Origin of the sequence: uncultured Bradyrhizobium sp. (assembly GCF_936943645.1) — a bacterium.
Classification (GTDB): Bacteria; Pseudomonadota; Alphaproteobacteria; order Rhizobiales; family Xanthobacteraceae; genus Bradyrhizobium.
This window is the reverse complement of sequence record NZ_CAKZJO010000045.1, coordinates 33,441-46,358: the sequence shown is the minus strand read 5'-3', so window position 1 is coordinate 46,358 and position 12,918 is coordinate 33,441. Positions and strand designations below refer to the sequence as shown.

The window sequence follows — 12,918 nt, the reverse complement described above, 5'->3', positions numbered from 1 at the left end:
AGATCGCCTATGCGCGCAAGCCCGTTGCTTCTGGTCGTGATCGCCGCCGTCTACATCTCACAGCCGGCCATCGCCGCGGACAAACGGCCACCTCATGCAGTCGCCGCGGTTCCCGCAACCGATGCAGCCGCGCCCTACAAGACCGATCGGCTTTCGTCCTCGCGCGGAGAGCCGATCTTGAACACGCCCGGCCAGACCACCGTGCTGACCCGGCAGGTCCTGGACGACATGAAGGCGACCAGTCTGCGGGATGCCATGCGCTCCACCGCCGGAGTGACGATCGGGCGCTAGGCTCGCGCGCGGCCGACACCATACGCGCCGATACGCCCACCCAACGATGATTTCTTGCGAACGCAAGGCTGTTGCCCTGAACACCGGCCACGACGTAACTTACGCACCGCTCGGACCACGAGGCCCGTGCCCGATGAAAACGACAAGAACACTGCGGGAGGCAAACTATGAGAACGCTGACGGCCGCGCTGTGCGCACTGACCCTGCTCTCGACTGGCACGCAGGCGCAAACCATCAAGGATTTTCTCGCAGCGGTCATGCAGAAATGGACGGCGCCATTCGAGCCGTTCCAGCTCATCGGCAACATCTACTATGTCGGGACCGAAGGCATTGCCGTCTACGTCATCAAGACATCGCAGGGACTGATCCTGATGGACACGGCGATGCCTCAGTCGACCGGCACGATCAAGGACAGCATCGCCAAGCTCGGCTTCAAGGTCGCCGACATCAAGATCATCCTCAACTCGCACGCGCATCTCGATCACACCGGCGGTTTCGCCGAGATCAAGAAGGAGACGGGCGCGCAGCTCGTGGCGGGTGAGCGCGACAAGCCGCTGCTCGAAGGTGGTTATTATCCCGGTGACGAGAAGAACGAGGACCTCGCTTTCCCGCCGGTGAAGGTCGACCGTGTCGTGAAGGAAGGCGACAAGGTCACGCTCGGCGACACCACGCTCATCGCGCATGCAACACCCGGCCACTCACCGGGCTGCACGAGCTGGGAAATGACCGTCAAGGATGGCGGCCAGAACCGCGAGGTGCTGTTCTTCTGCAGCGGCACGGTGGCGCTGAACAGGCTGGTCGGCCAGCCGACCTATCCCGGCATCGTCGACGACTACCGCGCGACCTATGCCAAGGTGAAATCGATGAAGATCGACGTGCTGCTCGGGCCGCACCCGGAGGTCTATGGCATGCAGGCCAAGCGGGCGCAGATGAAGGACGGCGCGCCGAATCCGTTCGTCAAACCGGACGAGCTGGCCACCTATGCGACCGGCCTGTCGGAGGAATTCGACAAGCAGCTCGCCAAGCAGACCGCGGCCCTGGAAAAGAAGTAACCGCCGCCGGATGGGGGCCTGTTACCTCTCCCCGGCAGGGGAGAGGTGCGGCAAGACGTTGCGCCGGCGCGCATGGTTAGCAAAGTGTAGCGGCAGCTCAACCGCATCGCGCGACTGATACTGCTCGCGTCCGCGGCCTGATATCGTTAACACGGCCTCACCAAAGCACGCGGCCGGACCTGATGCGGTAGCGCGCAACCCACGCCCGCCTTGCTCGCGGAACTCGTCTAACGAGCCCTTTACCCCCGCCGTGCAAGATCCCCCTCGTTTTTGAAGGGATCCGGGGCGCGTATTGCAATGCCTGTCGCAAATTTGAAGTCTCATATCGCCGCCGCAATGCGGCTGTTTCACGTTCCGGCCGACAATCCGGATCTGATGCGCGCGCAGTTCGACGCCTTCTCCAAGCAGGTCCCGCTGCTCTACTTCATCCTGATGAGCAACACGATCGCCGTCGCCTACACCTACGTGAACGTGGCGCCGGACTGGCTGACGCTGATCGTGCCGAGCGTGCTGACAGTGCTCGCAGGCCTGCGAACCTATTGGTGGCTGCGCCAGCGTCACCTGGTGCGCAGCGACGCCGACATCCTGCGCAATCTGCGCGCCACCAACTGGCTGACCTTGCCGATCGGCGCCGGCTTCACCGCCTGGTCCTTCGCGCTCTACCCCTATGGCGATCCCTTCGCCAAGAGCCAGGTCGCCTTCTACATGGCGGTCACCGTGATCGGCTGCATCTTCTCGCTGATGCATCTGCGCTCGGCGGCACTGATCGTGACGCTGATCGTCGACGTGCCCTACGTGCTGTTCTTCTTCGCCACGGGGGAGCCGACACTGAAGGCGATCGCCGTCAACAATTTGCTGGTGTCCGGCGCGATGGTGACGGTGCTGTTCATCTACTACCGCGACTTCGCCGACCTCGTCGCCAGCCGCAAGTCTCTGCTCGCGCAGCAGGCGGCGACGCAGGCGCTCTCGGACGAGAACTTCCGCCTCGCCAATCTCGATTCCCTCACCGAGCTGCCGAACCGCCGCCGCTTCTTCGCCGAGCTGTCCAGCGCCTTTGCCGACGCCGAGCGCAGACACGTTCGCGTCGCCGTCGGCATCATCGACCTCGACGGCTTCAAGCCGATCAACGACAATTACGGCCACTCGGTCGGCGACCGCGTCCTGATCGAGGCGGGCAAGCGCATCCGCGAGGTCTGCGAGGGCTTCGGCCCGCAGCGCGTCGAATTCGCCCGGCTGGGCGGTGACGAGTTCGGCCTCGTGGTGTGTGGCGATCCTGAAGACACGGACCTGATGCGGCTCGGCGAACGCATCGGCAGCCAGGTCAAGCTGCCCTACCAGCTCGACACCGCCCATACCGGGTTGTCCTGCTCGATCGGCTTTGCCTTGTTCCCGGACTCGGCGACGACGTCGGAAGCGCTCTATGAATGCGCCGACTACGCGCTCTATCACGCCAAGCGCCATCAGCGCGGCCGCACCGTGATCTTCTCGAGCGAGCTCGAAGCCGAGATCCGCAGCCGCGGCGTCATCGAGAACCTGCTGCGCACCTCCGATTTTGGCGCCGAGATGGAGCTGGTGTTCCAGCCAATCGTCGATGCCATGAGCGAGCACACCGCGGGTTTCGAGACCCTGGCACGCTGGAATAGCCCCCGCCTCGGCTGGGTCTCCCCCGCCGACTTCATTCCCGCCGCGGAGCGCATCGGCCTGATCCGCCCCCTGACGCAGGTGCTGCTGGCGCGCGCGCTGGCGACGGCCAGAACCTGGCCCGACCATATCCGCCTGTCGTTCAACCTCTCCGCCCATGACGTCTGCGCCGCCGAAGGCATATTGCCGCTGATCTCGATCATCGAGAAAAGCGGACTGTCGCCCCGCCGGATCGATTTCGAGATCACCGAGACGGCCGTTACCTTCGATTTCGTGCGCGCGCAGCAGTCGATCGCGACGCTGAAGGCAATGGGTTGCGGCATTTCGCTGGACGATTTCGGCACCGGCTATTCATCGCTGAGCCACGTGCACCGGCTGCCGCTCGACAAGATCAAGGTCGATCGCAGCTTCGTCGCCGAGATCAACGAGAACCCGGTGAGCCACAAGATCATCAAATCGCTCGCGGGCCTCTGCGACGACATGGAGATCGCCTGCGTCGTCGAAGGCGTCGAGACCAGCGCACAGCTCGACAGCCTGCGCCGGCTCGGCTGCGAATTCATCCAGGGCTACCATTTCGCAAAACCCATGCCGGCCGATGCGATCGCCGATTATCTTGCGAACGAACGGCGGCGCCTCGACGGCACCGGGGCCAAGGTGGTGGCCTGACCTCAGACCGCGCAGTAGCGCTCCTGGATGTCTTTGTCCGCCAGCAGCGCCGCAGCGCTGCTCTGGTGCACGACCTCGCCCTGATCGATGATCACCGCGCGGTCGGCCAGCCGCAGCGCCCATTCGACATTCTGCTCCACCAGCAGCAGCGTCTTGCCCTCGTCGCGCAGGCGGCGGAACAGCATGCCCATCTCCTCGACGAGCACGGGCATGATACCTTCCGACGGCTCGTCGAGCAGGATCATTTTGGGATCTGCGATCAGCGCGCGGGCGATTGCCAGCATCTGCTGCTCGCCGCCCGAGAGCGTGACGCCCTCCTGGTCGAGCCGTTCCTTCAGGCGCGGGAAGGTTTCGGCGATCTCGTCGATCGCCGCCCGTTCCTCGATGCCGCTGCCGGCCGCGACGAGCCCGAGCCGCAGGTTCTCGCGCACGGACAGCCCGGGAACGATGCGGCGCTCCTCGGGCACGTAAGCGAGGCCGAGGTGGAAGCGCTGATGGGCACGCAGCGGCAACAGCTCCTGGCCCGCAAAGCGCACGCGTCCCTCGGCCTTCGGCATCAGGCCCATCATCGCCCGCAAGGTCGTGGTCTTGCCGGCGCCGTTGCGGCCGACCAGGGCGACCACCTCGCCCTCCTTCACCTGCAGCGAGATGCCGTGGAGGATGTGGCTTGCGCCATACCAGGCGTGGAGATTCTCGATGTCGAGCAGCGCGGTCTCAGCCATAGCCTTCACTCTGTCCGAGATAGACCCGGCGGACTTCCGGATTGCTCCTGATCTCGTCAGGTGCGCCATCCGCAAGGAGCCGGCCGTGATGCAGCACCACGACGCGCTTGGACAGGCCCAGCACCATCTTCATCTTGTGCTCCACCAGGAGCACAGTGCGCTTGTCGGCGAGCCGCTCCAGCAGCGCGACCATGTCCTTGGTCTCCTCCGGGCCCATGCCGGCGGTCGGCTCGTCGAGCAGCAACAATTCCGGCTCGGAGACCAGTGCGATCGCGATCTCCAGCGCGCGCTGCTGGCCATGCGAGAGGAACTTAGCCAGTTCACCCCGTCTGCCGAGCAGCCCGACCGCATCCAGCGCCGCATCGGCCCGCGCATGCAGCTCGGTGAGCCGCGTGCGGTTACGCCAGATGTCGTAGCTCACGGTCAGCGCCTGCACTGCGACGCGGACGTTCTCGTGCACCGACAGGTCCGGAAAGATGTTGGTGATCTGGTAGGAACGCGAGATGCCCTGATGCACGAAGCGGTGCTGCGGCAAGCCGTTCAGCTCGCGCCCCCTGAAATGCAGCTTGCCGGACGTCGGCGTCAGCGCGCCGGAGAGGATGTTGAAAAAGGTGCTCTTGCCGGCACCGTTCGGCCCGATGATCGAGGTGAGCTGTCCCGCCGCGAACGACACGCTGATGCCTTCGAGCGCGACGAAGCCGCCGAAGCGTTTGCCGATCCCCTCGGCGCGGAGCAGTTCGCCGCTCATGTCACTCTTCATGGCCGCGCCTTTCCGACGCCGAGTGCATCCAGCATCGTGCCCCAGATGCCCTTGGGCAGGAACAGCACGAACAGCACGAAGATGGCGCCGACGAAGATCTGCCAATGCGGCGTCCAGAGCGAGATGACGTCCTCCAGGATCAGGAAGCTCGCCGCGCCGACGAAGGGCCCGAAGAAGCTGCGGGCGCCGCCGAGCAGCACCATCATCACGATCATGCCGGAGGTCTGGTAGTGCAGGATGTCCAGCGGCACGATCGACAGATGCAGCGCCAGCATGCAACCGCCGAGCGAGGAGATCGCACCCGACAGCATGAATACGACCAGCTTGCTGCGCTCGACGTCGTAGCCGCAGGCCCGCGCCCGTTGCTCGTTCTCGCGGATCGCCTCGATGACGGCGCCAAACGGCGAGTTCAGGATGCGCGACTGGAACCACATCGCCAATCCCGCGAAGGCCATCAGCACGTAGTATTTGTTGACGGGGTCGAGGAAATTGACATGCAGGCCGAACAGGCTGATGCGGTCGACCGTGAAGCCGCGCAGGCCGTTCTCGCCGCCGGTGAAGGACGCCGCCTGCAGCGCGACGTAATAGACCAGCTGGGCCAGGGCCAGCGTCACCATGGAGAAATAGATGCCGCGGGTGCGCGTCGAGACGATGCCGATCGCGGCAGCGAGGCAGGTGCTGAGGAATACTGCGATCGGCACCGCCGCGAACCACGGCACGCCATAGCGGCCGATCGCAATGCCGGTGAAATAGGCGCCCGCGCCGAAGAACGCGGCCTGGCCGAACGACAGCAGCCCGGTGTAGCCGAACAGGAGATTGTAGCCCATCACCACGACGCCGTAGATCAGGACGTTGACGGCCAGCGCCTTGGACGGCAGCAGCCACGGCAACAAGGCCAGCACGACGATGGAGAGCAGGACGCGATGGTCGAGAATCCGGCTGAGCCCGCTCGGCGCTGGTTCGGCGATGACCTCGCCGCTCGGTGGTGACGTCACGCCGTCCTCCCTCTCACGCCGAACAGGCCTTGCGGGCGGATCAGTAGCACCACGGCCATCAGCGCGAACATCACGATGGTCGCCATTTCAGGGGCGAACAGCGCCACCAGGCTGATCGAGATGCCGACCATCAGGCCGGCGACGACCGCCCCGACGATCGAGCCGAGGCCGCCGATCACGGTCACCACGAAGGCTTCCGCGAGCACGAGCGAGCCCATCTCCGGATTGACGCTGCGCATGGGTCCCGCCAGCACGCCGCCGAGCGCGGCCAGTCCGACACCGAGCCCGAAGATCGCAAGCCAGACCCGTCCGATATCGACGCCGAGCACCTGCATGATGGTGGGATCGCGGGCGCCCGCACGGACGATCAGGCCGATGCGGGTCTTCTCCAGCGTCAGCCAGAGCGCCAGCAGCACCACCGCCACCAGCGCGATGACGAACAGGCGATACCGCGGAAAGAAGCCGATGCCGAGATCGAGCACGCCGATCAGCTGCGGCGGGGTCGGAAACGGAATGCCGTCGCTGCCGAACACGATGCGCACGCCCTCGACCAGGATGTAGCTGAGGCCGAAGGTGAGCAGCAGCGGATCATCGATTGAGCGTCCATAGAGCCGGCGGATCAGCACGAACTCGATCAGCATGCCGAAGGCGCCGATCAGGATGGGCGCCAGCAGCAATCCCCACCAGAAGCTGCCGGTGAGGGAGGCCAGATACAGCCCCGCATAGGCTCCGATCATGAACAGCGCGCCATGGGCGAAATTCACCACCCCGAGCATGCCGAACACGATCGTCAGCCCGAGCGCAGTGATCACCAGGACCGCCCCAAGGGCGATCCCGGAGAGAAGCTGCATGATGATCAGCGACAGGTCCATCGTCACAGGTCTTAGGTCGCGTGGCCGAGCTCGCTGCAGCTGCGCAGCATGTCGTCCGAGCCGGTGTCGTTGGCGAGAATCGCGAACAGGTCGTTCTCGCCCCCCATCGCCGACTTCTTCTTTGACTCCAGCACCAGCACCGACTGCACCGACTGGTGGTCGCATTTGCGGTAATGCTGCGGGCCCTTGGTCAGATCATATTGCAGCTTCTCCAGCGCATCGACCACCTTGTCGATGTCGGTGCCGCCGGCGGTCTGCATCGCCGCCAGCAAGGAGCCGACGCCGGAATAGCCGTAGGCGCCGTAGTCGGTCGGAATGGCGCCGCCATTGGCGGCCTTGAACGCGGCGTTGAAGGCGGCGGCCGACTTGCTCTGCGCCTCCAGGCCCCAATAGTAATTGGCGCCGCCGACCACGCCCTCGAACACGTCGGGGCCGACCGCCAGGCGCTGATTGTGCAGGATCACGGGCACCACGATCTTCATCTGCTGCTTGACGCCGAAATCCACGGCCTGCTTGATTGCATTGGCCTGATCGCGGCCGAAATTGGAGATGCAGAGCACGTCCGGCCGCATCGACATCAGGCGCGGCATGAAGGTGGAGTAATCCGCCGCGCCGAACGGATGCAGTATCTCGCCGACATTGTCCGCGCCGATCGCAGCCTGCGCGCGCTTGAAGCCGCGCAGCATCTCATGGCCATAGGCATAGTCCGCGACGAGGTGCGCGACCTTCATGCCCTTCTTCAGCGTCTGCCGCGCCACCGCCGCCGTCGTCATGTGCGGGTTCAGCGCCTCGTGGAAGGTGTATTTGCTGAAATCCTTGGCCTCGTTGATGGTGTCGGACTGGCTGATCGAGACGTAGATCACGCCGCGGGCGCGGGTGACCTCGTTGACCGCGAGCTGCACGGCGCTGGAGAGCGCGCCGACCACGGCGTGAACCTTGTCCTTCTCGATCAGCTCGAGCGTGCGGGTCGCCGCTTCGCCGGCATTGAGCTTGTCGTCGCGCACCAAGAGCTCGACCTTGCGGCCGCCGATGCCGCCCTTGTCGTTGACGAGCTTGACGGCGAGCTCGGCGCATTTGACCTGATCACGGGCTTCGGCGGCGAACGGGCCGGTGAGCGGCGTCGGAAAGCCGATGCGGATGGTCTCGTCGGCAGCGCGACCCAGACGGGGCATGGCGAGCAGCGCCGCGCTGGCCGATAGGCCGGCGAGCGCGGTGCGGCGGGATATCTTCGACATTGAACCGGTTTTGGACATGATTTCCTCCAATGGTCTTTTTCTAGAAACGCTTCAGGGCTTTCAGGACTTTGGCAGGCGTGATCGGGATCGAGTTGATCGTCGCATCGAACGGCATGAGCGCATCGTTGACGGCGTTGAGCACGCAAGCCGAAGCTGCCGCCGTGCCGGCTTCGCCAACACCCTTGGCACCCAGCACGGTGTCGGCGGTCGGCGTCTCGACATGGGCGATGACGATGTCGGGCATCTCCATCGGCATCGGCACGAGATAGTCGGCGAGCGAGCCGTTCATGAGCTGGCCGGTGTCGCCGTAACGGCACTCCTCGAACAGCGCCGCGCCCAGCCCCTGCACGATACCGCCGCGCAGCTGCTCCTCCACCAGCATCGGATTGATGACGCGACCGCAATCCTCGACGATGAAATGCTTCAGCAGCTTGATGAGACCGGTCTCGACATCGACCTCCAGCGCGCAACCCTGAATGCCGTTGGTGAAGGCAAACGGATAGCCCTGCGGCGCGAAATGGTGGCTGACCGTGAGCTGCGCCTGCGTGCCCGGCGGCAGCGTGTCGGAGCGGAAATAGGCGATGCGCGCGATCTCGGCGATCGGCAGGCGCGGCTTGCGCGTCGCGGCGTCCACGACCTCGCCGTCGACGATGTCGAGCGCCGAGGGCTGCTGCTGCAAAATGAGCGCGGCGATCTCGAGGATGTTGCGCTTGAGCGCCCGCGTGGCCTGCAGCGCGGTTTCACCGCCGATGCCGGCGCCGCGGCAGGCCCAGGTGGCGCCGCCATGCGGCGTCACCTCGGTATCCCCGGTGACGACCTTGACGTGCTCCTGCGCGAGGCCGAGCTGATCGGCCACGATCTGGCTGATGATGGCCTCGGTCCCCTGCCCCTGCTCGGTGACCGAGATCAGGCAGCGCACCTCGCCGGACGGCGTCAGGCTGAGGATCGCACCGTCCTGCGAGGAGATGCGCGCGCCGCCGACGCCGTAGAACGCAGGGCTCGGATTGGTGATCTCGACGAAGGTGGCAATGCCAATGCCGCGATAGCTGCCGCGCTTGCGCAGATCCACCTGCTCGGCGCGGAGCGCGTCGTAGTCCATGATCTCGTGCAGGCGCTTCAGGCAGGCCTGATGCGACAGTGCCTCGAAGCGGTAGCCGGTCGGCGAGGTCTGCGGATAGGCATCGTCGGGGATCACGTTCTGCGCACGGATTGCGAAAGGATCGAGGCCGACTTTGCTCGCGGCCATGTCCACCAGCCGCTCGGTGACGGCGCAGGCGATGGGATGCCCGACGGCGCGGTACTGGCTGGTCTGCACCTTGTGCTGGAAGATGACCTCCAGCGTGGCGCGATAATTCTTGAAACGATAGGGTGCGCCGATCAGGCGGATCACCTGGTTGCCCTCGACCACGCTGGTGCGCGGATAGGTCGAGAACGCGCCGATCGCGGTGAGGTCCTCGACGTCCATCGCCAGGATCTCGCCCTTGGCATCGAGCGCCATGCGGGCGCGGACGCGGTGGTCGCGGGCGTGGATATCCGAGACGAAGGACTCCATGCGGTCGGCAACGTATTTCACGGGCCGACCGAGCAGGATCGAGAGGCCGACCACCGCCATGTCCTCGTGATAGACATGCAGCTTCATCCCGAAGGAGCCGCCGATGTCGGTGGCGATGACGCGGACACGCGCTTCCGGAATGTTGTAGTGCCGCGAATAGAGATCCTGAAACTGATACGGCGTCTGCGTGCCGTGATGCACGGTGAGCATGCCGGCGGCGGGGTCGTAATCCGCGACAATCGCGCGCGGCTCCAGCGTCACCGCGGTGTGGCGGCCAAAGGAAAATTCCTCCTCCACCACATGGGCCGCATGCGCAAAGGCATCGTCCACGGCGCCGTTGTCGAGCTGGCTGCGGAAGCAAATGTTGTTGGCGCTGCCGGGATTGACCAGCGCACCGCCGGCCTCTCGCGCGCCGTCGATGTCGACGACAACGGGGAGGTCCTCGTAATCAACGTCGATCAGCTCCAGCGCATCCTCGGCGATCGCCCGGCTCTCGGCGACGACGGCAACTACCGCCTGTCCGGCCCAGACCACGCGGTCGAGCGGCAGCGGCCATTGCGGCGCCGAATTCATGCCTTTGAAGTGATCGAGCGTTCCCGTCCACGGCGTGCAGATTTTCGCGAGATCCGCACCCGTGGCGACGAGATGCACGCCCTCGTACGCACGGGCCGCGTCGGCCTTGATCGAGGCGATCTTCGCATGCGCATGCGGGCTGCGCAGGAACGCGGCATGGAGCATCCGCGGCAGCTTGAGATCGCTGATATAGCGTCCGCGCCCGGCCAGCAGCCGCTTGGCGTTCGGACGCGGCACGGAGCGGCCGATATAGGAATTCGGGCGATCGAGCGAGGTTAGCGGTGCGCTCATGAGGCGCCTCCGCCTGCGTTGCGCGACTTCGAACGCTCCTTGGCCACCGCGTCGATGGCATCGACGATCGCCTCATAACCGGTGCAGCGGCAGTAATTACCCGACAGCGCGTCTCGGATTTCGTCGCGGTTCGGCTGCGCCAACTGCGAGAGCAGCTCTTGCGCGTTGACCAGCATGCCCGGCGTGCAGAAGCCGCATTGCAGGGCGTTACGGCGATGGAATTCAGCTTGCAGGTCCGCGATCACACCGCTTTCCGACAGCCCTTCGATGGTGTCGATCCTCGCGCCATCGGCCTGCACCGCGAAGACCAGGCAGGAATGCACGGCTTGGCCGTCGAGCTGAACCAGGCAGGCGCCGCAGGCGCCCATCTCGCAACCGGCATGCGTACCCGTCAGCTCGAGCTTGTCGCGCAGGCAATCGACCAGCGTGTCGCGCGGCGCGACCTCGCAGGCGACCTTGCGGCCGTTGACGACGAAGCGAACCCGCAACGTCTCGTCGACCTCATCCAGCAGGGTTTCGCCGAGGCCGTTCATGCGCCCTCACCCAGACGTCCGAGCAGGCGGCCAAGCAAGACGCGGGCGAGGTGCAGCCGCATCGCCGGCGGCACCTCGTCACTCTCGGGCGGGGCGAGATCACCTTCAAGCGCTCCCTGCGCGGCCGCGATACGTTCCGCATCGAGACTCGAGCCGATCAAGGTCGCCTCGGCCCCCTTCACCCGGATCGGCGTATTGCCAACCGAGAAAAAGGAGATGCGGATGTCATCGATACGCTCACCGGTAAAGGTTGCGAGCATCCCGCAGCCGACCAGCGCATAATCCCCGCGCCGGCGCGCCAGCTCGTCGAACGCAAAGCGCTGGTCGGCCTTGAACAGCGGGACGTAGATCGCGGTGATCAGCTCGCCGGGCTGCAACGCCGTCTCGAACAGGTCGATGAAGAAATCGTCGGCCTTGACCCGCCGACGGCCTGAGGGGCCGACGATCTCGATCTCGGCATCCAGCGCCAGCGTCATCGCCGGAAATTCGGAGGCTGGATCGGCGAGCGCGACGCTGCCGCCTAACGTGCCGCGGTTGCGGATCGCGGGATGGGCGACGAAGGGTGCTGCCGCATGCAGCAGCGGCGCGAACTCGGCGATCAGCGGCTCGCTCAGCATCTCGCAATGCCGCGTCAGGGCCCCGATGCGCAAATAACCGCCATCGCGCCTGATGCCGCGGAGCTCGTCGATGTGGGTGATGTCGATGAGGAGCCGCGGCGCCTGCAGCCGCAGCGACAGCGCCGGCACCAGGCTCTGGCCGCCGGCAATGAAGCGCGCCTCGTCTCCGGCGCGTGCGTGAGCATCCAGCGCCTGGTCGATCCTCGCCGCACGAAAATAGCTGAAAGCCCTCGCCTTCACTGCCGTTTCCTCGAGATCCATCGGCTCATCAGCCGGGATGCCAGATTTGTAACCATCTGGTCTCAAAATCCTGACACGACGCCCAGGGCCGGTCAACAGGAAATGACCATTTGGTCACAAATGCGCCATGGGCTATGAAGGTTCGTAAACACGCGATTCAGCGACGAAATGGCCCGAAAGACGCAGAAAACGGCAAAGCGACCGGTTCGGAAGCGAGCCGAGACCGACAGCAAGTCCGCGCCAAAGCGTCGCAACATGCGCGCGCCTGACCGCGAGCGCACGATCGTGGAGGAAGCCATCCGCTTCTTCGCCGAGCGCGGCTTCGAGGGGCAGACCCGCGAGCTTGCAAAACGCATGGGCATCACCCATTCGGCGATCTACCGCCATTTCCCGAGCAAGGAAGCGCTGATCGAGCGGGTCTACCAGGAGGTCTATCTCAGCCGCTGGTCGCCCAATTGGGGCCCGATGATCCGCGATCGTTCACTGTCGCTCGAAGCGCGGCTGACACGCTTCTATCTCGACTATGTGGAACGCGTGTTCGAGTATAATTGGGTGCGGATCTTCGTGTTCTCCGGCATGAAGTCGTTCGGCATCACCGGCCGCTATCTCGACATTATCCGGCGCGAGATCATCGAGCCCGCGGCGGCCGAGCTGCGCTTTGAGCTCAAGCTGCCCGACGCGAAGGCTCATGCATTGAGCGAGCGCGAGACCGAGCTGTTCTGGGGCCTGCACGGCCGCATCTTCTATCTCGCTATCCGCAAGTTCATCTACGGGACGCCGATCCCGTCCGACCTCGACGCCATCGTCCGCGACGCCGTCCAGACGTTCATGGACGGCGCCAAGACGACGATGCCGAAGCTGCTGGTGAGCGAGTAAGC

The 12,918-nt window shown here is 65.1% G+C and carries 12 protein-coding genes; 4 read left to right on the top strand and 8 right to left on the bottom strand.

Translation table 11 applies throughout. From position 1 onward, the window contains the following. Positions 1 to 9: 9 nt before the first annotated feature. The 3 genes from Q0743_RS07010 to Q0743_RS07000 all read left to right on the top strand — a co-directional run bounded on the left by Q0743_RS07010 (position 10) and on the right by Q0743_RS07000 (position 3,650). Entirely contained in the window at positions 10 to 291 is a 282-nt protein-coding gene (locus tag Q0743_RS07010) for a TonB-dependent receptor plug domain-containing protein (protein ID WP_298240840.1), read from the top strand. A 167-nt stretch (positions 292 to 458) separates the two neighbouring features. Then, the gene (gene blaBJP, locus Q0743_RS07005; protein ID WP_298240839.1) at positions 459 to 1,343 is read left to right on the top strand and encodes a BJP family subclass B3 metallo-beta-lactamase; all 885 of its coding nucleotides are present in this window, start codon (positions 459 to 461) and stop codon (positions 1,341 to 1,343) included. A gap of 297 nt (positions 1,344 to 1,640) precedes the next feature. Next, positions 1,641 to 3,650: an EAL domain-containing protein gene (locus Q0743_RS07000; RefSeq protein ID WP_298240838.1), complete on the top strand. Its 2,010-nt coding sequence runs from the start codon at positions 1,641 to 1,643 to the stop codon at positions 3,648 to 3,650. Between the two features lie 2 nt (positions 3,651 to 3,652). Here the strand turns inward: Q0743_RS07000 and Q0743_RS06995 are convergent, their stop codons facing one another. The 8 genes from Q0743_RS06995 to Q0743_RS06960 are packed head-to-tail and all read right to left on the bottom strand — an operon-like array spanning position 3,653 to position 12,040. Then, positions 3,653 to 4,372 carry an ABC transporter ATP-binding protein gene (locus Q0743_RS06995; RefSeq protein WP_298240837.1) on the bottom strand — a complete coding sequence of 240 codons (720 nt, stop codon included), beginning with the start codon at positions 4,370 to 4,372 and terminating at the stop codon, positions 3,653 to 3,655. Next, on the bottom strand, positions 4,365 to 5,120 hold the full coding sequence (locus tag Q0743_RS06990) for an ABC transporter ATP-binding protein (protein WP_298240836.1): 756 nt from the start codon (positions 5,118 to 5,120) through the stop codon (positions 4,365 to 4,367). The genes Q0743_RS06995 and Q0743_RS06990 overlap by 8 nt, the downstream gene beginning before the upstream one ends. Before the next feature lie 8 nt (positions 5,121 to 5,128). Further along, a complete protein-coding gene (locus tag Q0743_RS06985; RefSeq protein WP_298240835.1) occupies positions 5,129 to 6,127 on the bottom strand; it encodes a branched-chain amino acid ABC transporter permease in 999 nt (332 codons plus the stop codon). Continuing rightward, positions 6,124 to 6,999, bottom strand: a complete 876-nt coding sequence (locus Q0743_RS06980; RefSeq protein WP_298240834.1) for a branched-chain amino acid ABC transporter permease — start codon at positions 6,997 to 6,999, stop codon at positions 6,124 to 6,126. Before Q0743_RS06980 ends, Q0743_RS06985 begins: the two co-directional genes overlap by 4 nt. 11 nt (positions 7,000 to 7,010) lie before the next feature. Continuing rightward, positions 7,011 to 8,252, bottom strand: coding sequence for an ABC transporter substrate-binding protein (locus Q0743_RS06975; RefSeq protein WP_298240833.1), 1,242 nt, complete (start codon positions 8,250 to 8,252; stop codon positions 7,011 to 7,013). 22 nt (positions 8,253 to 8,274) lie between these two features. Continuing rightward, positions 8,275 to 10,650, bottom strand: a complete 2,376-nt coding sequence (locus Q0743_RS06970; RefSeq protein WP_298240832.1) for a xanthine dehydrogenase family protein molybdopterin-binding subunit — start codon at positions 10,648 to 10,650, stop codon at positions 8,275 to 8,277. Beyond that, positions 10,647 to 11,183 carry a (2Fe-2S)-binding protein gene (locus Q0743_RS06965; RefSeq protein WP_298240831.1) on the bottom strand — a complete coding sequence of 179 codons (537 nt, stop codon included), beginning with the start codon at positions 11,181 to 11,183 and terminating at the stop codon, positions 10,647 to 10,649. Before Q0743_RS06965 ends, Q0743_RS06970 begins: the two co-directional genes overlap by 4 nt. After that, entirely contained in the window at positions 11,180 to 12,040 is an 861-nt protein-coding gene (locus tag Q0743_RS06960) for a xanthine dehydrogenase family protein subunit M (protein ID WP_298240869.1), read from the bottom strand. The genes Q0743_RS06965 and Q0743_RS06960 overlap by 4 nt, the downstream gene beginning before the upstream one ends. A gap of 255 nt (positions 12,041 to 12,295) precedes the next feature. On the opposite strand from Q0743_RS06960, the gene Q0743_RS06955 reads away from it, so the two are divergent. After that, positions 12,296 to 12,916 carry a TetR/AcrR family transcriptional regulator gene (locus tag Q0743_RS06955; RefSeq protein ID WP_298240830.1) on the top strand — a complete coding sequence of 207 codons (621 nt, stop codon included), beginning with the start codon at positions 12,296 to 12,298 and terminating at the stop codon, positions 12,914 to 12,916. The last annotated feature ends 2 nt before the right edge of the window (positions 12,917 to 12,918 follow it).

Coding starts and splice junctions, on each gene's coding strand:
- Q0743_RS07010 (WP_298240840.1), top strand. CDS start 10: ATGCGCGCAAGCCCGTTGCTTCTGGTCGTGATCGCCGCCGTCTACATC.
- blaBJP (WP_298240839.1), top strand. CDS start 459: ATGAGAACGCTGACGGCCGCGCTGTGCGCACTGACCCTGCTCTCGACT.
- Q0743_RS07000 (WP_298240838.1), top strand. CDS start 1,641: ATGCCTGTCGCAAATTTGAAGTCTCATATCGCCGCCGCAATGCGGCTG.
- Q0743_RS06995 (WP_298240837.1), bottom strand. CDS start 4,372: ATGGCTGAGACCGCGCTGCTCGACATCGAGAATCTCCACGCCTGGTAT.
- Q0743_RS06990 (WP_298240836.1), bottom strand. CDS start 5,120: ATGAGCGGCGAACTGCTCCGCGCCGAGGGGATCGGCAAACGCTTCGGC.
- Q0743_RS06980 (WP_298240834.1), bottom strand. CDS start 6,999: ATGGACCTGTCGCTGATCATCATGCAGCTTCTCTCCGGGATCGCCCTT.
- Q0743_RS06975 (WP_298240833.1), bottom strand. CDS start 8,252: ATGTCCAAAACCGGTTCAATGTCGAAGATATCCCGCCGCACCGCGCTC.
- Q0743_RS06970 (WP_298240832.1), bottom strand. CDS start 10,650: ATGAGCGCACCGCTAACCTCGCTCGATCGCCCGAATTCCTATATCGGC.
- Q0743_RS06965 (WP_298240831.1), bottom strand. CDS start 11,183: ATGAACGGCCTCGGCGAAACCCTGCTGGATGAGGTCGACGAGACGTTG.
- Q0743_RS06955 (WP_298240830.1), top strand. CDS start 12,296: ATGCGCGCGCCTGACCGCGAGCGCACGATCGTGGAGGAAGCCATCCGC.